This is a genomic window from Microbacterium sp. NPDC057407 (assembly GCF_042803895.1).
GTDB lineage: Bacteria > Actinomycetota > Actinomycetes > Actinomycetales > Microbacteriaceae > Microbacterium.
The window spans coordinates 110,250-129,469 of sequence record NZ_JBHVCA010000002.1; the positions used below are offsets into that span (position 1 = coordinate 110,250).

20 protein-coding genes are annotated in these 19,220 nt (G+C 69.4%); 12 read left to right on the forward strand and 8 right to left on the reverse strand.

From position 1 onward, the window contains the following. Window position 1: 1 nt before the first annotated feature. Both ACFUTX_RS05360 and ACFUTX_RS05365 read left to right on the forward strand, forming a co-directional pair. Window positions 2–1,144 carry a type IV pilus twitching motility protein PilT gene (locus ACFUTX_RS05360; RefSeq protein WP_378861206.1) on the forward strand — a complete coding sequence of 381 codons (1,143 nt, stop codon included), beginning with the start codon at window positions 2–4 and terminating at the stop codon, window positions 1,142–1,144. Further along, window positions 1,144–2,388: a type II secretion system F family protein gene (locus tag ACFUTX_RS05365; protein WP_378861208.1), complete on the forward strand. Its 1,245-nt coding sequence runs from the start codon at window positions 1,144–1,146 to the stop codon at window positions 2,386–2,388. The genes ACFUTX_RS05360 and ACFUTX_RS05365 overlap by 1 nt, the downstream gene beginning before the upstream one ends. Before the next feature lie 60 nt (window positions 2,389–2,448). Here ACFUTX_RS05365 and ACFUTX_RS05370 read toward each other — a convergent pair whose 3' ends face one another. Continuing rightward, window positions 2,449–4,116 carry a GspE/PulE family protein gene (locus ACFUTX_RS05370; RefSeq protein ID WP_378861210.1) on the reverse strand — a complete coding sequence of 556 codons (1,668 nt, stop codon included), beginning with the start codon at window positions 4,114–4,116 and terminating at the stop codon, window positions 2,449–2,451. A 125-nt stretch (window positions 4,117–4,241) separates the two neighbouring features. On the opposite strand from ACFUTX_RS05370, the gene ACFUTX_RS05375 reads away from it, so the two are divergent. Then, window positions 4,242–5,285, forward strand: coding sequence for a YihY/virulence factor BrkB family protein (locus tag ACFUTX_RS05375; RefSeq protein WP_378861211.1), 1,044 nt, complete (start codon window positions 4,242–4,244; stop codon window positions 5,283–5,285). Continuing rightward, window positions 5,282–5,977 carry an NAD(P)H-hydrate epimerase gene (locus ACFUTX_RS05380; protein ID WP_378861213.1) on the forward strand — a complete coding sequence of 232 codons (696 nt, stop codon included), beginning with the start codon at window positions 5,282–5,284 and terminating at the stop codon, window positions 5,975–5,977. The genes ACFUTX_RS05375 and ACFUTX_RS05380 overlap by 4 nt, the downstream gene beginning before the upstream one ends. Here ACFUTX_RS05380 and ACFUTX_RS05385 read toward each other — a convergent pair. Continuing rightward, window positions 5,965–6,696 (reverse strand): glutamine amidotransferase, encoded by a 732-nt coding sequence (locus tag ACFUTX_RS05385; RefSeq protein WP_378861215.1) that lies wholly within the window; start codon window positions 6,694–6,696, stop codon window positions 5,965–5,967. The genes ACFUTX_RS05380 and ACFUTX_RS05385 overlap by 13 nt on opposite strands. A 122-nt stretch (window positions 6,697–6,818) precedes the next feature. On the opposite strand from ACFUTX_RS05385, the gene ACFUTX_RS05390 reads away from it, so the two are divergent. Then, window positions 6,819–8,249, forward strand: coding sequence for an MFS transporter (locus ACFUTX_RS05390; protein WP_378861217.1), 1,431 nt, complete (start codon window positions 6,819–6,821; stop codon window positions 8,247–8,249). A 15-nt stretch (window positions 8,250–8,264) separates the two neighbouring features. Here the strand turns inward: ACFUTX_RS05390 and ACFUTX_RS05395 are convergent, their stop codons facing one another. Next, window positions 8,265–8,795 (reverse strand): MarR family winged helix-turn-helix transcriptional regulator, encoded by a 531-nt coding sequence (locus ACFUTX_RS05395; RefSeq protein ID WP_378861219.1) that lies wholly within the window; start codon window positions 8,793–8,795, stop codon window positions 8,265–8,267. 71 nt (window positions 8,796–8,866) lie between these two features. On the opposite strand from ACFUTX_RS05395, the gene ACFUTX_RS05400 reads away from it, so the two are divergent. Next, a complete protein-coding gene (locus tag ACFUTX_RS05400) occupies window positions 8,867–9,988 on the forward strand; it encodes a hypothetical protein (RefSeq protein WP_378861221.1) in 1,122 nt (373 codons plus the stop codon). Window positions 9,989–10,012: 24 nt separating this feature from the next. Here ACFUTX_RS05400 and glgP read toward each other — a convergent pair whose 3' ends face one another. Continuing rightward, complete coding sequence (glgP, locus tag ACFUTX_RS05405; RefSeq protein WP_378861223.1) at window positions 10,013–12,571, reverse strand: alpha-glucan family phosphorylase; 2,559 nt, start codon at window positions 12,569–12,571, stop codon at window positions 10,013–10,015. Window positions 12,572–12,703: 132 nt separating this feature from the next. Here glgP and ACFUTX_RS05410 point away from each other — a divergent pair, with 132 nt between their 5' ends. Then, window positions 12,704–13,570, forward strand: a complete 867-nt coding sequence (locus ACFUTX_RS05410; protein ID WP_378861225.1) for a CYTH domain-containing protein — start codon at window positions 12,704–12,706, stop codon at window positions 13,568–13,570. 41 nt (window positions 13,571–13,611) lie between these two features. Further along, on the forward strand, window positions 13,612–14,109 hold the full coding sequence (locus ACFUTX_RS05415; protein ID WP_378861227.1) for a PaaI family thioesterase: 498 nt from the start codon (window positions 13,612–13,614) through the stop codon (window positions 14,107–14,109). A gap of 54 nt (window positions 14,110–14,163) precedes the next feature. On the opposite strand, the gene lpdA is transcribed toward ACFUTX_RS05415, so the two are convergent. From lpdA to ACFUTX_RS05430, 3 genes are all read right to left on the reverse strand, one after another. Next, on the reverse strand, window positions 14,164–15,561 hold the full coding sequence (lpdA, locus tag ACFUTX_RS05420) for a dihydrolipoyl dehydrogenase (protein ID WP_378861229.1): 1,398 nt from the start codon (window positions 15,559–15,561) through the stop codon (window positions 14,164–14,166). A gap of 9 nt (window positions 15,562–15,570) precedes the next feature. Then, the gene (locus ACFUTX_RS05425; protein WP_378861231.1) at window positions 15,571–16,239 is read right to left on the reverse strand and encodes a copper resistance protein CopC; all 669 of its coding nucleotides are present in this window, start codon (window positions 16,237–16,239) and stop codon (window positions 15,571–15,573) included. Between the two features lie 64 nt (window positions 16,240–16,303). Next, window positions 16,304–16,567, reverse strand: a complete 264-nt coding sequence (locus ACFUTX_RS05430; protein ID WP_378861233.1) for a hypothetical protein — start codon at window positions 16,565–16,567, stop codon at window positions 16,304–16,306. Between ACFUTX_RS05430 and ACFUTX_RS05435 the strand changes: the two genes are divergently transcribed. Further along, the gene (locus ACFUTX_RS05435; protein WP_378861235.1) at window positions 16,566–16,763 is read left to right on the forward strand and encodes a hypothetical protein; all 198 of its coding nucleotides are present in this window, start codon (window positions 16,566–16,568) and stop codon (window positions 16,761–16,763) included. The two genes, ACFUTX_RS05430 and ACFUTX_RS05435, sit on opposite strands and share 2 nt — an antisense overlap. A 9-nt stretch (window positions 16,764–16,772) precedes the next feature. Here the strand turns inward: ACFUTX_RS05435 and ACFUTX_RS05440 are convergent, their stop codons facing one another. Then, window positions 16,773–17,123, reverse strand: a complete 351-nt coding sequence (locus ACFUTX_RS05440) for a hypothetical protein (protein ID WP_378861237.1) — start codon at window positions 17,121–17,123, stop codon at window positions 16,773–16,775. Between the two features lie 170 nt (window positions 17,124–17,293). On the opposite strand from ACFUTX_RS05440, the gene ACFUTX_RS05445 reads away from it, so the two are divergent. From ACFUTX_RS05445 to ACFUTX_RS05455, 3 genes are all read left to right on the forward strand, one after another. Next, on the forward strand, window positions 17,294–17,803 hold the full coding sequence (locus tag ACFUTX_RS05445) for an FHA domain-containing protein (protein ID WP_378861239.1): 510 nt from the start codon (window positions 17,294–17,296) through the stop codon (window positions 17,801–17,803). Further along, complete coding sequence (locus ACFUTX_RS05450) at window positions 17,803–18,495, forward strand: MerR family transcriptional regulator (protein ID WP_378861241.1); 693 nt, start codon at window positions 17,803–17,805, stop codon at window positions 18,493–18,495. The genes ACFUTX_RS05445 and ACFUTX_RS05450 overlap by 1 nt, the downstream gene beginning before the upstream one ends. A gap of 111 nt (window positions 18,496–18,606) precedes the next feature. Beyond that, window positions 18,607–19,152: a MerR family transcriptional regulator gene (locus tag ACFUTX_RS05455; protein WP_378861243.1), complete on the forward strand. Its 546-nt coding sequence runs from the start codon at window positions 18,607–18,609 to the stop codon at window positions 19,150–19,152. Window positions 19,153–19,220: the final 68 nt, after the last annotated feature.

Here is a 19,220-nt window from a genome sequence, read left to right on the forward strand (position 1 = left end):
CATGTACCACGATGGTTCACTCGCCGAGATGCTCGCCGTCGCGGGCCGGGCCGGGGCATCCGATGTGCACCTGACAGCCAACCACCCGCCGCTCATGCGCGTGGACGGCGACCTGGAGCAGATCGTCGGCTTCACCGAGCCGACCGGCAGCAACTGGCTCGAGCAGGCGATCGGCTCGCTCATGACCTCCGATCAGATCGCCGAGTTCCGAAAGCACGGCGAGGTCGACCTCTCGTACTCGGTGCCGGACGTGGCGCGATTCCGCGTGAACGTGTTCCGTCAGCTGGGCGATGTCGCCGTGGCCATGCGGTTCATCCCCGACAAGGCGTTCAGCCTCGAACAGCTGGGCGTTCCGGCGGTCGCCAAGGATCTCGTGCTCAAGCCGCGCGGCCTGGTGCTCGTGACAGGCCCCACCGGATCGGGCAAGTCGACGACGCTGAGCGCGATGATCGACATCGTCAACCGCACCCTGCCCGCGCACATCGTGACGGTCGAGGACCCGGTCGAGTTCCAGCACACGAGCCGCAAGTCGCTCATCCACCAGCGCGAGATCGGCAGCGACACGGCGTCCTTCGCGGAGGCCCTGCGGCGCGTGCTGCGTCAGGACCCGGACGTCATTCTCATCGGCGAGCTCCGCGACCCGGCATCCATCTCCACGGCCCTGTCGGCCGCCGAAACCGGACACCTCGTGCTGTCGACCCTGCACACGCAGAGCGCCGCGAAGTCGATCAACCGCATCGTCGACGCCTTCCCGCCCGACCAGCAGACCCAGGTGCGCACGCAGCTGGGCGACACCCTGCAGGGGATCATCAGCCAGACGCTGCTGCCGATGGCGCAGAGCGACGGCCGGGTGATCGCGACCGAGGTGCTCATCAACACGCCCGCCATCGCGAACCTGATCCGCGAGGGGCAGGTGAGCCAGATCTACTCCATGCTGCAAGCGGGCGGCAGCCTCGGCATGCACACGCTCGACCAGGATCTGCGTCGTCACGTCGAGGAGGGCAGCATCGCGATGTCCGTGGCCAGGTCTTACGCGATGGATCCGTCCTCGCTCGATGATGCCCGCGTGCGCCCGAGAGACCTCGACGCCGAGGCGTGGTCGCAGCATTCGTCCGAACGCCAGCCCGCGGGATGGGGCTACTGATGGCGCTCGTCGAGGAGTACACGTACCGAGCGGTCGATTCCGCGGGCGGCGCGGTCGTCAAGGGCACGCTCGAGGCGGCCAGCGAGCACGCTGTCACGGCGAAGCTCCGCGCGCAGGGCCTGACGCCTCTCGAGGTCAGCCTGACGTCGAAGACGGGACTGAATCGGGATGTCTCGATCCCCGGATTCGAGAAGCGGGTCAAGGTCGGCACGCTCGCCGTGTTCGCGAAGCAGATGGCGGGGCTCATCAACGCCGGTCTGCCGCTGATGCGGACGCTGTCGATCCTGATCGAGCAGGCCGAGGACAAGAAGCTGCAGAGCGCGCTCGTCGGCGTACACGCCGCGGTCGAGTCCGGTCTGTCGTTCTCGCAGGCACTCGCGAACTACCCGGACGTCTTCCCGCCTCTCATGATCAGCATGATGCGCGTGGGAGAGGCCGGCGGTTTCCTCGGCCAGTCGCTCGCGACGGTGGCGGAGACGTATCAGGGCGAGGCCGAGCTGCAGGGCAAGATCAAGTCGGCGACCACCTACCCGATCATCGTCTTCGTCATCGCCATCCTCGGGGTCGTGGCGATGGTCACGTTCGTCGTGCCGATCTTCGAGGGCATGTTCAAGAACCTGGGCTCGGAGCTGCCCGTCCCCACCCAGATCCTCGTGACCCTGTCGAACAACATGGTCTGGATCCTCCCGGTCATGGTCGTGATCGGCATCATCGGGTGGCTCTGGTGGGTGCGCAACCGGCGCGAGGAGAGGGTGCGCAAGGTCGTCGACCCGATCAAGCTCAAGCTTCCGATCTTCGGTCCGCTCGCGACGAAGATCGCCGTCGCGCGATTCACCCGCAGCCTCTCGATGATGCTGAACGCCGGAGTGCCGCTCGTGCAGGCCCTCTCGATCGTCGGCACCGCGTCGAACAACTGGAAGATCGAGCAGGCGGTCCGCGAGATCCAGGAGTCGGTCAAACAGGGCCGATCGTTCTCGGCTCCGCTGGCGAAGGCGGCGGTGTTCCCGCCGATGGTCGCCCAGATGACCGCCGTCGGAGAGGAGTCGGGAACTCTCGCCGACATGCTGGCGAGCATCGCCGACTTCTACGAGAACGAGGTCGAGACGGCGACCGACCAGCTCACCGCGTCGATCGAGCCGATCCTCATTGTCGGCATCGGCATCATCATCGGCGGCATGGTGATCTCGCTCTACCTGCCGATCTTCTCCATCTACGGCGAGCTGGGGCAGCAGGGCACCCCGTAGCGCGAGGCCTGCTCCCGCTCAGCCGCGACGGCGGTCGGCAGCTCGATGGCGACCGCGCGATCACACCGCGACGCGAAGCACCTCGTCGATCGTCGTGATGCCCTGCGCGACCTTCGAGAAGCCGTCGTCGCGCAGCGACACCATGCCCTCCTCGAGGGCACGCTGACGCATCTCGGTGCCGGTCGCCCGCGAGACGGCCAGCTGCTCGAGACTCTCGCTGAGGGTCATCACCTCGTGCAGCGCGACCCGTCCGCGGAAGCCCGTGCCCGAGCACGCGCCGCAGCCGACCGCGCGGTAGAGCTGGGGCAGGTCGCTGGGGTCATGCGGGAATCCGACGGCCTCGAGCGTCTCACGGCTCTCGACGTGCGGCTCGCGGCACTTCAGGCACAGGCGGCGGGCGAGGCGCTGCGCCACCACGGCCGACAGCGCGGTGCCGACCAGGTAGGGCTCACAGCCGATCTCGATGAGACGCGTGAGGGCGCTCGGTGCGTCGTTGGTGTGCAGGGTGGACAGCACGAGGTGTCCGGTCAGCGCCGCCTCGATCGAGATCGTCGCGGTCTCCTGATCGCGGATCTCGCCGACGAGCACCACGTCGGGGTCGGAGCGGAGGATCGAGCGCAGCGCGGCCTGGAACGTCATGCCCGCGCGCTGGTTCACCTGCACCTGGTTGATGCCGGCGATCCGATACTCGACCGGGTCCTCGACCGTGATGACGTTGATGCGCGAGTTCGCCACCGTGTGCAGCGCCGTGTACAGCGTGGTCGACTTGCCCGATCCCGTAGGGCCGGTGACGAGGACCATGCCGTGGGGGCGCGTGATGGCCGTCCGGAAGCGCTGCTCGTTGATCGCGGAGAAGAGCAGGTCCGACATCTCCAGCGCCGTGCCGGAGTTGTCGAGGATGCGCATGACGATCTTCTCGCCCCACACCGTCGGGAGCGTCGCGAGACGCAGGTCGACCTGACGCCCGTCGTGCAGCACCGAGAGCCGGCCGTCCTGCGGGCGACGCCGCTCGGCGATGTCGATCGACGCCATGATCTTCAGACGCGAGATCACGCCGTCCTGGATCGAGCGGTCGGCCTTCTGCATCTCGTGCAGCACCCCGTCGATGCGGTACCGCACGGTGAGCTGACGCTCGCCCGGCTCGATGTGGATGTCGCTGGCACGGTCGTTGATGGCCTGCGTGATGAGGAGGTTCACGAACCGGACGATGGGGGCGTCGTCGACCTGCTCCTCGAGCGTCTCCGTGGTTCCCGCGCCGTCAGCCGCGGCGATCTCGCCGATCTGCTCGGACAGGTCGCTGAGCTCCTCGTCGGAGCGCAGGAAGCGACCGAATGCCGCGGTGAGGGCATCGGCGGCGACCACCACGGGAACGATGTTGAGGTCGGTCGCCGTCGCGACGTCGTCGAGCGCGATGAGGTCGGTCGGGTCGATCATCCCCACCGTGAGCTGCCGACGCCCCCGCGAGATGGGGATCAGATGGTACCGGCGGCAGAGATTCGGCGAGACGGCGGCGATCACCGCGGGGTCGAGGGTGACCGCCCCGAGGTCGACGAAACGGTAGCCGGTGTGTGCGGCGATGGCCTCGGCGATCTGGGTCTCGGTGGCCAGCTGGGCGGCCACCAGGCGCTGGCGCAGTTCGGCGTCGTCAGCGGCGTCGGCGAGCACGACGGAGATGTCATCGGCGTCGACGACGCCGGTGGTCACCAATGTCTGCGCCAGCCCCTTCACGCGCGTCCTTTCCCCATCATTTCGTCGTCATGACGCCCCGCTCGCCATGATATTGGTGTCTGGCCCTCGGCGGAACGCCCGTCAACCCTCGGAGCGGGCGGGTGCACCGCCGATAGCCTGGCGACATGACCGACAAGACGGCCCCGGCGTCGCGCTCGCCGATCGAGAAGGCGACGGCGTGGGCGCTGTCGCTGCGCCCGGTACGGGTGTGGCTGCACTATTCGGAGCGCCGTGGGCCGATGCTGTCCGACAGCGTCACCTACCGCGCGCTCTTCTCAGCGTTCGCGGGTGTTCTGCTCGGCTTCTCGTTCGCCGCGCTGTGGCTCAGCGGCAATCCGGCCGCATGGCAGGCGCTCATCGACGCCGTCGACGCGGCGGTGCCGGGGCTCGTCGGCGAGGACGGGCTCGTGGACGTGTCCTCGATCCAGGCGCCGGCGGGGCTCACGGTCGCGGGCGTGCTCTCCCTCATCGGTCTGGTCGGCGCGGCGATCGGCGCGATCGGCTCGTTGCGGGCAGCGCTGCGCACGCTGGCCGACGAGATCCACGACGACGTGTTCTGGGTCTGGGTGATCCTCCGCAATCTGCTGCTCGCCATCGCGATCGGGGGAGGCTTCGTGCTCGCCGCCGGCGCCACCTTCATCGGCACGTCGTTCATCGAGGCGGCCCAGGACTGGCTCGGAATCGGTGCGGATGCGGTGGCGGATGCCGCGACCTTCGGCTTCTCGATCCTCATCGTCTTCGTCCTCGACGCCGCCCTGATCGCGCTGGCCTTCGTCACGCTGAGCGGTGTGCGGGCGCGGCCGCGGACGCTGATCGCCGGCTCCCTCCTCGGAGCGGTCGGCTTGACCGTGCTGCAGCAGCTGTCGGGCCTGTTCGTCCGCGGCGCCGCGGGCAACCCGCTGCTGGCGTCCTTCGCCGCCCTCATCGCCCTGCTGCTGTGGTTCAACCTGTCGGCGCAGGTGATTCTCCTCGCGTCCACGTGGATCATCGTGGGGGTCGCCGAGGACGCCGACCGGGTGCGCGAGAAGTACGGCGCGCCCACGTTCGAGGCGCGGCGCGTGCAGCGGGCCGAAGACGCCGTCCGCGTCGCGACCGCCGAGCTGCACCTCGCGCACAAGGCCGCAGCCGAGGCGCGCAAGAGCAGGGCGAAGGCGGACACGTCGTCATGATCGCCGTGCCCGCCTACACCGCCGATCAGGTGAGGGCGGCCGAGCGGCCGCTCCTCGATGCGGGCGTGCCGCTCATGCGCCGGGCGGCATCGGCGCTCGCCGCGATCACGCGCGACCGCGTCGCGCGTTCGGCCAGGCCCGCTCTGCTCGTACTGGCCGGCAGCGGAGACAACGGAGGCGACGCCCTCTATGCCGCCGCCGAGCTGTCATCGGCTGCGGACGTCGAGGTGCTGCCCGTCGGTCGGCGCGTGCACGAGGCGGCGCTGGCCGAGGCGCTGTCGGCCGGCTGCCGGGCCGCGAGTCTCCGCGATGTGACGAGCAAGCCCACGGCCTATGACGTCGTCCTCGACGGCATCCTGGGCATCGGCGCGTCTGCCGGGTCGGGACTGCGAGGGGATGCCCGCGACGCGGTGGCCGCGCTCCTTCCCCGGGTCCAGAACGGTTCGCTCGCCGTGATTGCGGTCGATCTTCCGAGCGGGCTCGACCCCGGCTCCGGCACCGCCGTCGATCCGGTGCTCCCCGCCGGCACGACCGTCACGTTCGGCGCCGTCAAGGCCGGGATCGTGCGAGGGCGGGGACCGGAGCTGTGCGGAGACGTGGTGCTGGTCGACCTCGGGCTCGAGGCGCTGCACGTCGCGGATGCGGTGGCGGAGGCATCCGTCTCCCGTATCGTCTCCGCTCAGTCGCCGTAGCGCTCCACGAACGTCCTCAGCATGCGAGAAGGATGCGACACCGGGGTCCGGCGCACGGCGGCGAGCGTCAGGTCGAGTTCGTCGGTCTCGAAGTAGCCGTAGCCGGCATAGGCGTGGATGCGGGTGGTGATGCCCGCGAGATCCAGTTCGGGGTGGAACTGGGTGGCGTAGACGTTCCGCCCGACCCGGAACATCTGCACGGGGCAGTCGGGCGACGAGGCGAGCAGGGTCGCTGACGCGGGCAGCGTCGAGATCGCTTCTTTGTGCCCCACGAAAGCCGTGAACTCGTTCGGCAGGCCCGCGAGCAGGGGATCGGATGCCCCCTCCGCGGTCAGCGTCACGGGAACGACGCTGATCGGCTCGGCATACCGGCGGTCGATCTTCGCACCCTGATGGACGCCGAGGGTTCCGATGCCGTAGCAGGCGCCCAGGAAGGGGAAGTCGCGGGCGACCACTTCGTCGAGGAGGGTCTGGAACTCCGCCTCGACGCGGCGCTGCACCGCCGACTTGCGCTCGGGCGGGTCCGACGCGTTGAAAGGCCCACCCCCGACGAAGATGCCCGACAGCCGGTCGAGGTCCAGCGGAGGAATGGGGGAATCTTCGAGACGGATGCGCACGAGGTCGCGCTCGTCGAGTCCCGTGCCGCGAAGGAAGAGCGCGTACTCCTCATCCGCGGGTACGTCTTCGGCGCGGGTGGCGAGGAGGACGAACGGCTTCACGGGTCCACGATAGGCCAGCGCGAAGATCTCGATAGTGTCCTACAGGACAATAGCTGTGATAGTGTCCTGCAGGACGGTAGTTACCGGAACCGGTAACTCATCCCCACACCGAAGGACGTGCCATGACAGACACCCTCACCGTGTCGGCGCCGCCGTACACGCACCTCCGCGGCCGGGCGTTGGCGCTCCTCGCGGTGCTCTGCGGAGCTCTCTTCCTCGACGCCCTCGATGTGTCGATGCTCGCGGTCGCGATTCCGAGGGTCGGGGCAGAGCTGGGCATGACCACCACGCTTCCGTGGGTCATCGCGGGATACGTGCTCGGCTACGGAGGCTTCCTGCTCTTCGGGGGTCGCGCCGCCGACCTTCTCGGCCGACGGCGCGTGTTCCTGATCGCGCTGGCTGGATTCGTTCTCATGTCGGTGTGGGGCGGCTTCGCGTGGAACGGGGAGGTGTTGATCGCGACTCGGTTCCTCAAGGGCATCGCGGCTGCGTTCACCGCGCCGGCGGCGCTGTCGCTCGTCGCCACATCGTTCCGCGAAGGCCCGGCGCGAACTCGGGCCATGTCCTTCTACACCGCGACCGGGTCGGCAGGCTTCACGTTCGGGCTCATCTTCGGCGGGCTGCTGACCGAGTGGGATTGGCGCGCGGTGTTCTTCGGGCCTGCGATCGTCGGAGCAGTCCTTTTCGTCGCGGGCCTCCTGGTGATCCCCGCTCACCCGCGCAGCGAGCAGCGAGGCCGGCGGCTGGATGCGCCGGGTGCGGTGCTCATCACGCTCGCCATGATGGGGATCGTCTTCGGCTTGACTCTCGGTTCGGATCAAGGGTGGAGCAATGTGGCGACATGGGGACCGCTCCTGCTGAGCGTGATCGTCCTCGGGGTCTTCGTGGCTGTCGAACGTCGGCGGCCATACCCGCTCCTCCCCGCGCATGTGTTGACGTCGTGGCCGAGAATCAGGGCGACTCTCGGAGTCCTGGTCTTGGTGGGGTCGTGGAACGCGACGCAGTTCCTGCTGACCATTCACTTCCAGGACACCCTCCAGTGGTCGCCCGTGGTCACCGCGGCGGCGTTCTGGCCCGCCGGGGTGCTCGGGTTGCTCGTGGCACCCTTGATGGCCCGGCTGATCAAGAGGTTCACGTTGATCGGGGTGATGGCCTTCGGCCTGCTGCTCACGGTGGTGGCGTACGTGCTCCTGCGCTTCGTCTCCCTCGATTCGATGTACTGGATCGCGTACTTCCCGGCCTTCGCATTGGTCGGCGTCGCGTTCACGCTGATCTTCAGCACGGGCGCCATCGGAGCCACGAGCGGCCTGCCCGAAGACGAGCAAGGCGTCGCCGGAGGAGTTCTGCAGACTGCCGCGCAATTCGGAGTAGCGGTGATGCTGGCGATCACGACCGCGGTCTACCGCGGACACCTGCCGGCGGATGCCTCACGCGAGCAGGAGCTGACCGCCTATCAGGCAGGCTGGGTCGTCCCGCTCGTCGCCTCCGTGCTGGCCCTCATCGTGGTCGCCGTCGGCGCCCGCCGCATGAGAAGCGCCAGAGATTCCTCCTGACGTCGCGGGGATCGGTCAGCGCTGGGGTGGTAGCAGGCCCCGTTCGAGCATCCGAGTGGCCGAGTCGATGGCGTCTTTCACGAACCGCTCGGTGAGCGCGGTGTACCGGCCCACATCCGCCGGCGACCAATCCTGCAGTACCTCGGCGATCATCCGGTCGCCCAGCGCGTAGACGCCCCGGGCCGCCTCTTCGCCCTCGTCCGTGAGGCGGATGAGTGTGGCGCGACCGTCGGTCGGGTCGGTGGTGCGCTCGACGAGTCCGTCGCCCTCGAGCCGCCGCACGATCTTGCTGACGTGCGACGCGCCCGTGTCGAGCACCTCCGCCAGCGCGGTGGGCCGCATCGGGCCCCAGGCGAGCAGATGCCGGAGCGTCGCGTGGGATTGCTGGTCGATGCTCTCACCGCTCTTGGCCAGGATCTCGCCCTGCAGAGCCGGGGAGTCCCACAGCAGGATGAGGGCACTGAGATTCGCGAGCAGTGCCGACCGATAGGGGAAGTCGCTCCCCTGAAGGGCTCGACGGGCCGGGCTCTTCGTGCTGTCGTTCATGACGGGATTATAGTGTCCTCGGCGACAGTAATGGTGATAGTGTCCTGAGGGACACGAATCAGGAGGTCGGCATGGGAACCATGGACGAGCTCATCGACCCCGCCGTCGTGACGAGGCTTCGGAAGGCGCTGAAGGCTGTCGCCCCGCAGCTGGAGTTCGCGGCCCTCGCGGCGGCGGGGCGCGCCGTTGCCGGCAACCGACTGCGAGACCGAGTGGACATCGTGCGCGACGCCCTGCTCGCCGACGTGCCCGACGGGTTCCCCGTTGCCGCGAGCACCGTTCGCGACGTGCTCGACCAGCCCGGGTTCTCGGGCTGGATGATCTGGCCGACCACGGAGTTCGTCTCGGTAAGGGCTCTCGAGAGCGGGTCGACCGCTGACTTCGACGCCGGCATGGAGCTGCTGTCGCAGCTGACCATCGCCCTCAGCAGCGAGTTCGCCGTGCGAGACATGCTCAACGCGAGGCCGCAGCGCGCCGTCGACATCATGCGCGGCTGGACGGGGCATCCGGACCAGCACGTGCGGCGCCTCGCCTCCGAGGGGTCGCGTGCCTATCTGCCCTGGGCGAAGCGCGTGCCCTGGCTCATCGCCCACCCGGATGCGACGCGGGGAATCGTCGACTCGATCTATCGCGACCCGGAGGAATATGTACGCCGCTCGGTGGCGAACCACCTCAACGATCTGAGTCGTGTCGACCCGTCCATCGCCACCGAGATCGCGCAGGCCTGGCACAACGAGCCGGACACGAGCACACCGCGGCTGCTCCGGCACGGACTTCGCACGCTGATCAAGAAGGCCGACCCTGCGGCGCTCGCCCTGCTCGGGTTCACCGGCGACAGCCTTCGCGTCGACCGCCCTGAACTGTCGCACGACCGCGTTCCTTCGGGCGGCGCGGTGTCCTTCTCCGCGGTGGTCACGAACGACGGAGACGAGGAGGCCGCCGTGGCGATCGACTACTCGATCGGCTTCCAGCGCGCTGACGGATCGGTGAGGCCCAAGACCTTCAAGCTCGCCTCACGTCGCCTGGCTCCCGGTGAGAGCGTCGTCGTGAGGAAGACCCACTCCTTCCGCCCCATCACCACGAGGGCGTACTATCCGGGCGCGCACTTCGTGACCGTCCAGGCCAACGGCACCCTGTCGCCGCGGGCCGACTTCGTGCTCGCGGGGGACGGTCGGAGAAGAGAGAACCGATGAGCGATCTCAGCGGCGGGGGGCGGTTCAGGACGCGTAGGTGACGAGGCCGAGCTCGACCGGCGACACCAGCTGCGGATGCGCCGGGACGATCCGCACGGTGTACCCGAACGTGCCTGTCACCGTCAGCGGCAGGGTGCCGGTGAACGTGGTCACGCCGTCGACCGCCGGCCCGTTCGGCGAGAGGCGGTACACCGAGTGGTCGCCGGCCAGCGCGTCGTCCTCGTCGGTGCGGCCGTACGCCAGCTCGACCGCCACGTCCTCGGCCGACAGTCCGTCCAGGCGCACCGCGGCACTCACGTGCAGCGTGTCGCCCGCCTGCGCCTGGGACGGGATCCCCGACGAGTCGACGCCGGCGATCGAGATGCGCGGCCACGCGTCCCGCACCCGGCCGACGAAGGCGGCGAGCTCGCGGGCTTCGGAGAAGTCGTCCGCCCGGAGCGCGACGTCGTGGGCGGCGGCCGGAACGTAGAGGCGCTGGACGTAATCGCGCACCATGCGGTCGCTCGTCGCCTTGCGACCGAGGTCGGTCATCGTGTGCCGCACCATCGACAGCCACGCCAGGGGGATCCCGCCCTCCCGCTCGTAGAAGCGCGGCACCAGCTGGTGCTCGATGAGGTCGTAGAGCGCCGATGCCTCGGCGTCGTCACGCTCCTCGTCGGACGAGGCGGTGTCGGCGGTGGGGATGGCCCACCCGTTTCGCCCGTCGTACCACTCGTCCCACCAGCCGTCGAGGATCGACAGGTTCAGCGCGCCGTTGAGGGCCGCCTTCATCCCGCTCGTACCGCAGGCCTCGAGCGGGCGCAGCGGGTTGTTGAGCCACACGTCGCAGCCCGGGTAGAGGTCCTTCGCGAGGCTGATGTCGTAGTCGGGGAGGAAGACGATCCGGCCGCGCACCTTGGGATCGCGGCTGAAGCGCACGAGCTGCTGGATGAGGATCTTCCCCGAGTCGTCCGCCGGGTGCGACTTGCCGCCGATGACGATCTGCACCGGCCGCTCCGGGTCGGTCAGCAGCTTCGTCAGGCGCTCGGGATCGCGCAGCATGAGGGTGAGGCGCTTGTACGTGGGCACGCGTCGGGCGAAGCCGATCGTGAGCACGTCGGGATCGAGAAGGTCGTCGACCCAGGCGGGCGTCACCGTCGTGCCGTTGGCGAGGGATGCCGCGACCCGGCGCCGCGCCTCGGCGACCAGCTCGCCCTTCATCTGCTGGCGCACGCCCCACAGCTCCGCGTCGCTGACGGCCTCGCGGTCGTTCCAGTCGTGCGTGTCGGTGTGGGCGTCTCCCCACACGCGCTCACTGAGAGACTTCAGCGCGGGGTGGACCCAGGTCGGGGCGTGGACGCCGTTGGTGATCGAGGTGATCGGCACCTCGTCGGTGTCGATCCCCGGCCACAGCATGCCGAACATGCCGCGGCTCACTTCGCCGTGCAGGAGCGAGACGCCGTTGGCGTGCTGACCGAGGTGCAGGCCGAGGACGGCCATGTTGAACACGCCCTGATCGCCGCCGCTCCAGGTCTCGAGTCCGAGCGCGATCGCCCGGGCGGCGTCCAGTCCTTCGAAGAGGCCGCTGGCGAGGTAATCGGCGATCAGCTCCCGGGGGAACCGGTCGATGCCGGCGGGCACGGGCGTGTGGGTGGTGAACACCGTCCCGGCACGCACCTGGGTGAGTGCGGCGTCGAAGTCGAGACCGTCCTGGGTGATCAGCTCCGACATGCGCTCGAGGCCTTGGAACCCCGCGTGGCCTTCGTTCGTGTGGTACACGTCGGGGGTGGGGCGCCCGGTGAGCTCGGACCAGCGGCGGATCGCGCGGACGCCGCCGACGCCGAGGAGCAGCTCCTGGAGGAGCCGGTGCTCGCCCCCGCCGCCGTACAGCCGGTCGGTGACCCGGCGCAGTTCCTCCGAGTTCGAGGGCGTCTCCGAGTCGAGGAGCAGGAGCGGGACGCGCCCGATGTCGGCGATCCACACCCGCGCGTGCAGCACCCGGCCCCCCGTGAGGTCGAGTGCGATCTCCACCGGCGCGCCGTCCTCGTCGCGCAGCAGCGTCAGGCCCAGGCCGTACGGATCCAGCAGCGGATAGCTCTCCTGCTGCCAGCCGTCGTCGCCGATGGACTGGCGGAAGTAGCCGGCGCGGTAGAAGAGGCCGACGCCCGTGAGAGGAACGCCGAGGTCGGAGGCGCTCTTGAGGTGGTCGCCCGCGAGGATGCCGAGGCCGCCGGAGTACTGCGGCAGCGACCCGTCGACGCCGAACTCGGGCGAGAAGTAGGCGATGTGGACCGGCTTGTCGCCTTCGAGCTGCTGGAACCACCGGTCGCCCTCGAGGTAGGCCGTGAGGCGCTCGTCCTCTTCGCGCACCCGGTGGACGAAGCCATCGTCCCGTGCGAGCTCGTCGAGGCGATCCTGCCCGAGAGCGCCGAGCATGCGTGCGGGGTTCGCGCCGATCGTCTCCCACAGCTCGGGATCCATCGAGGCGAACAGCGCGTGGGTCGCGCGGCTCCACGACCATCGCCAGTTGGCGGCGAGCCGGTCGAGCGGGGCCAGGGACTCGGCGAGGACAGGACGGACCGTGAACGTTCGGATGGCCTTCACGCGATGATTCTAGGGGCATCGAATGGAAACGCTTGCATAATGGCCGGGAGCCACCCGGTGTCGGCCGTTAGGACGTGAACCCGTGTCGCGCAAGCCCGGTGCCATGGGGGAGGGCGGGTCTACTGTGGAGGCATGGCCATCGCACGACTGCACGGAGGCCCGCTCGACGGGCAGCTCCTTCCGCTCGAAGACCCGCAGCTCGACCGACTGATCGTCCCGTACAGCGAGACGCAGGTGGTGTACGAGCGCAAGGGCGACCTCGAGAAAACGGGGAGGGCGACGGCCCGACCGAGGCCGAATTCTGGTTCCTCGAGTCGCAAGACACCATCGACCCGAACGCCAGCCCCGCGAGTGAGCTCCGCTGAATCCGGCGCCGACGGCGCCCCGTCCCGCTCCGTCGAGGTCGAGCTGAAGTTCGACGTCGACGAGGGCACGCCGCTCCCCGACCTGTCGCCGCTGCCCGGCGTCGCGGGGGTGACCGCCGCCGAAGAGCGGTCGCTGGACGCGCTCTACCTCGACACGACCGATCGGACGCTGGCGCAGAACGGTTACGCCCTGCGCCGGCGAACCGGTGGCCCCGATGCCGGGTGGCACATCAAGGGGCCGCGTGGCGCGGACGGTGGTCGCGTCGAGCTCCATTGGCCCCTGGGCGAGGCGGACGCGGTCCCGGCGGCCGCTCTGGCCGAGCTGGGGCCGATCATCGGCGACGAGCTCCTCGCACCGCTGGCGCGCATCCGCAATCGGCGCGTGCCGTATCTGCTCCTCGACGCCGCCGGCGGAGTCCTCGCCGAGCTGGCCGACGACCACGTCGCGACGACCGATGAGCGCGAGGGCACCCTTCGGGAGTGGCGGGAGTGGGAGATCGAGCTCGCATCGGCCGCGCCCGCCGACCCGGCGTGGCGGTCCGAGTTCTTCGACGCCGTCGCGCGCGTGGTCCACGCGGCCGGAGGCCGGGCCGCGGCATCCGATTCGAAGCTCGCCCGCGCGCTCGGACACTGAGAGCGCCCCGCCCGCCGAGCCGACGGTTCTAGGGTGAGGTCATGACTGACAGCACCTCGCGCACCCGGACGTTCGAGTGGGCCGACCCGGGGCCGCCGCTCGCCGCCTCCCGGGAGCTCGATGGGCTCAGCTATCTGCGGGCGCTCATCGCCGGCGAGTTCCCGCCCCCGCCGATCGCGCGCCTGCTGGACTTCACGATGGTGGCAGCCGAGCCCGGCGAGGCGGTGTTCGAGTGCGAGCCGCGCGAGTTCCACTACAACGTGCTGGGCGTCGTCCACGGCGGCGTCGCGTGCACGCTTCTCGATACGGTCGTCGGCTGCGCCGCCCACACCACGCTTCCCGCGGGGGTGGGCTACACGTCGATCGACCTCTCGGTGTCGTACCTGCGGCCGATCCTCGCGACGAGCGGCCTGCTTCGCGCGCGTGGCCGCGTGGTGAAGGGCGGCTCCCGCGTGATCTTCGCGGAGGGAGTGATCGAGGATGCCTCGGGCACTCCTCTCGCCACCGCGACGAGCTCGCTCCTGGTCATCCGGCCCTGACGGCGAAACCCCCGCGCCGTTGCGGCCGCGGGGGTTTCGACGTCGACGGGGTCGTCAGAGGTTGATCATGTGGCCGGCCAGGCCGTGGAACGCCTCTTGCACGGCCTCGGACAGCGTGGGGTGGGTGTGCACGTTGCGGGCCGCTTCGAGCGCCGTCAGATCCCACTTCTGCGCGAGCGTGAGTTCGGGCAGCAGCTCGGACACGTCGGGGCCGACCATGTGCCCGCCGAGCAGCTCGAGGTGCTCGCCGTCGGCGATGAGCTTGACGAACCCGACCGCCTCGCCGAGACCGTTCGCCTTGCCGTTCGCGGAGAACGGGAATTTCGCGACCTTGACGTCGTAGCCGGCGTCGCGCGCCTGCTGCTCGGTCAGACCGAACGAGGCGACCTGCGGCGAGCAGAACGTCGCGCGGGGCATCATTCGGTAGTCGCCGAGCGTCATCGTCTCGGCCTTGCCGATCGTCTCGGCGGCGACGACCCCCTGCGCCTCCGCCACGTGGGCGAGCTGCAGCTTGGCGGTGACATCGCCGATGGCGTAGATGTGCGGCACGTTGGTGCGCATGTGATCGTCGATGTCGATGGCGCCGCGGTCGGTCAGCTTCACGCCGGTCGTCTCGAGGCCGAAGCCCTCGACGTTCGCGGCGAAGCCGATCGACATCATGACCTTGTCGGCGTCGATGGAGCCGGCCGTGCCGTCCTTCGCGGTGTAGGTGACGGTGACGCGGTCGCCGTGGTCGGTGACGGTCTCGACCTTCGTCGATGTGAGGATGTCGACGCCGTAGCCCTTGTACTGCTTCGCGATCTCTTTCGAGACGTCGGCGTCCTCGTTCGGCAGCGCGCGGTCGAGGAACTCGATGATCGTCACCTTGACGCCGTAGTTCGACATGACGAAGGCGAACTCCATGCCGATGGCGCCGGCGCCGACGATCACGATCGACGACGGGAGGTCGCGCGCGAGGATCTGCTCCTCGTACGTCACCACGTTTCCGCCGAGCGTCACGCCCGGAAGCAGCCGCACCTTCGAGCCGGTCGCGATGATCGCGTTGTCGAAGGTGACCTCTTCGGTGCCGCCGTCGGTCTTGGTCACCGTGATGGCGTTCGGGCCGGTGAACGACCCGCGGCCCTCGTACTCGGTGACCTTGTTCTTCTTCATCAGGTAGTGGATGCCCTTGACGTGGGTGTCGGCCACCTTGCGGCTGCGGTCCCAGGCGACGCCGAAGTCGAAGTGCACGTCCCCCGAGATGCCGAAGAGCTCGGCCTTGTGGTGGAACTGGTGCGCGAGGTCGGCGTTCTTGAGAAGCGCCTTGGAGGGGATGCAGCCCACGTTGAGGCAGACACCGCCCCAGTACTTCTCTTCGATGATCGCGACGGAGAGGCCGAGCTGAGCGCTGCGGACGGCCGCGACGTACCCGCCGGGGCCCGCGCCGAGGATGACGACGTCGTAGTGAGGCATGCTTCCAGCCTAGTGCTCGGCGGGGGGCTCGGAACCGGTGCCGGGAGCCGTGCCCGGCGCCCGCACGCGGTTCTCAGCGAGCTCCTTCTCGCGGCGGGCGCGCGAGGCCAGGAGGTAGAGGACGGCCCCGCCGACGGCCGCCACCAGCAGCCCCGCGAGGATCCAGGGCCACGCCTCGGCCACCGTGGCGTCTCCGGCGGGTACGGGGGTCGCGGTGGTCGTCGCGGACGCGGAGGGCGTGGGCGTCGGCTCGGGGGTGGCCGTCGCGGTCGGTGACGCCGTCGGCGAAGGCGAGGCGGCGGTCACCGTGAAGGAGAACTGGCCCGAGATCGGGTGCCCGTCGCTCGAAACCACCTTCCATAGCACCGTCACGATTCCGGATGCCTCGCCCCGCAGCGGCTGCGTCAGCACATTGTCCTGCGCCGTGGGGGAGCCGTCGATCAGCGACGCTCCCGAGGCATCCGTCACAGCCACCTCGGAGGCGCCCGGGTCGGTCGCGATGGCGCCGCTGAACGTCAGCGTCAGATCGTCCGGGACGGCGTCGACCGTCGAGTCCGGGGCCGGGGTCGATCCCAGGAACTCGTCGTGCGCCTCGGCCGACGCGGCGGGAAGCAGGGCGAGGACGAAGGCGGCGGCGAGCGCTGCGGCCAGCGCTCCGGCACGGCGGGCGAGGGGCATGTGAAATGTGTGTGACATCACTCGATCGAGCCTATCGACCCCTTCGATCCGAAGGCCGCCAGGTCTACCATGGCGCCAGGCGGGCGACCCTGCCCGCCGTCGAGGAGAGAGCGAGGTGGGCGATGGACTCCATGATGATGGACGCCATGTCGAAGGACATGATGTCGATGCCCGGGATGAGCACGATGGACATGTCCGTCCTGCAGGCGTGTATGGACGCCTGCTCGGCCTGCGAGCAGGCATGCACGGTGTGTTCCACCCAGATGATGTCGTGCGCTCCGGCGTGCATGAACTGCGCCGACATGTGCAACACGATGATGCGCGCCATGATGCGCATGCAGGGCATGACGCCGGCGTCGCTCATGGCGATGCTCGACGCCTGCATCGCCATGTGCCAGACCTGCATGGACGAGTGCATGGAGCACGCCGACCACAGCGAGGTCTGCAAGATGTGCGCTCAGTCGTGCCAGGCCTGTATGGACGCGTGCATGGCCGTCAAGGACATGATGATGAAGACGGCCTGACGGGAGCCCTCAGGGGCGGAGGACGTTGAAGCGCTCGCGGCCCACGGCGAGCACGTGGTAGCGCTGGTGCAGTGCGACCGGAAGGCCTGCCGAGAGCTGTGCGGCCGCGCCCGCACCGTTCCACAGGGCGATGCGCGCGTCGTCGCCCAGCGCTCGGACCAGGATCACGCCCGACCGCGGATCGGCGTGCTCGACGATCGCGTCCGCCCATTCCGCGGGGGTGGCCGAGGCCAGCCGCGACTGGATCAGGTGGAGCGCGTGACCGGGAGCGAACGACGAGCAGGTGTCGCCCGTGTCGCACATGCACGCCGCACGCTCACGCACCTCGAGGGGCGGGATGTGGCTGTGCTGACTCGACACGGTGGGGCTCCTTCTCATAGGTTCGTTCTTCACCCACGTTAGGTCGGACGCGGCACCCGAGCACGTCCGGCGACACGGGGCGAAACATTGCGACGCGCGCCGGTGCGCCCGGATCGGGCCCTTTCGTCCGACGGGCGATCGGATAGGCTTGCACGAAGAGGAGGACCACCGTGGAGGAACATCGCCGACCCGATGAGGGCGACATCCGACGGGCGTCCGGCGGAGGGTCCTATCACGGTGATTCCGACCGCGGTGCCGACACGACGCAGACGTTCGGGCACGACTCCGATCTGTCCTTCGTGCCGTTCGGCAGCGAACTCGCCGAGGCGGAGCTCGAGGCGATCGACGCTCTGCCGCACGGAGCCGCTCTTCTCCTCGTGCGCTCCGGTCCGACCGCGGGCGCCCGCTACCTCCTCGACACCGAGGTGACCACCGTGGGCCGCCACCCCGAGGCCGACATCTTCTTCGACGACGTGACGGTGTCCCGCCGCCACGCCGAGATCACGCGTTCCGGCTCGTCGTTCGAACTGGTCGACCAGCGCTCGTTGAACGGCACGTACGTCAACGGCGAACGTGTCGACCGGGCCACGCTGCGCAACGGCGCCGAGGTGCGGGTCGGCAAGTTCCGGCTGAACTTCTTCGTCTCGCCCGCAGACCTCGCTCAGACCGCGGACGGCTGATGCCGGCTGCATCCCCCCGCGAGCGCTCGTCGTCCGCGGGTCTTCTGAGCATCGGTCAGGTCCTCGCGCGGCTCTCTCCGGAGTTCCCGTCCCTCACCTCGAGCAAGCTGCGGTTCCTCGAGGTGCAGGGGATCGTCACTCCGCTGCGGACCGAGTCCGGCTATCGCAAGTTCTCGCCCGCCGACCTCGAGCGGCTGCGCCTGGCGCTGACGCTGCAGCGAGACCATTACCTCCCCCTCGTCGTCATCCGCGAGTACCTCGAAGACGTCGACGCCGGTCGCGCGCCGGCCACGCCGACGGCGGTCCCGCCGCCGTCGATCGTGCCCGCCCCGCGCCGCTACCGCCGCGACGAGCTCCTCGCCGCCGCGGGCGCCGCCCCGCAGCTCCTCAACGACGCCATCAGCACGGGCGTCATCGCCGGCTCTGACGCGTACACCGAGCAGTCGGTGGCGCTTCTCCGCGCGCTCGTCGCCCTCGATCGGCATGGCATCGAACCGCGGCACGTCCGGGCGCTGCGGCAGAACGCCGAGAGGGACGTCGCGCTCGTCGAGCAGGCGCTCACCCCGCTGCTGCGCCGCACCGATGCGGCCTCGCGTGGACGCGCCGGCGAGCTCGCGCCCGAACTGGCGAAGCGGCTGGACGAAGTGCGGGCGATCTTCGTCCGAGGAGCGCTCGACCGGCTGCTGTCCTGAGGGCCGCGTCGGCCGGATCGCGCGACACGCCGATCGCGAACGGCCGATGTCGTTGCCGGAGGTCACCGGCTCATCTAGCGTGGAACTATCCGATTCGTGAGGGGGACGAGCATGAAGGCTCGAGAAGCGGCCGAAGGCGAGGCCTTCGTCTCTGATCTCCTTTTCACCGACGGTCTTCCGGCCATGGACGACGAGGTCGGCTACCGCGGTGCGGTGGCTGCACGCGCCGCCGGCATCACCTACCGTCAGCTCGACTACTGGGCGCGCACCGAGCTCGTCGAGCCGACCGTGCGAGGCGCGAGCGGATCGGGCTCCCAGCGCCTCTACGGCTTCCGCGACATCCTGGTCCTGAAGCTCGTCAAGCGCCTGCTCGACACCGGGATCTCGCTCCAGCAGATCCGCACTGCCGTCGACCAGCTCCGCGCCGCGGGAATCCGCGACCTCGCCGGCACGACCCTCATGAGCGATGGCGCATCCGTCTACCTGTGCACGTCGAACGACGAGGTCATCGACCTCGTCAGTCGTGGGCAGGGCGTGTTCGGGATCGCCGTGGGCAAGGTCCTGCGCGAGGTCGAGTCCGAGCTGGTCGAATTCGACGCGCAGGCTCCCGACCCGATGGATGAGCTCGCTCTCCGCCGGGCCGCGCGCTCGGCCTGAGCTCGCGCTGACAGCCTCGCGGTCCACGACCGCGGCTGGTTCGTACGCCCGATGGCCGCTGCGGCGGG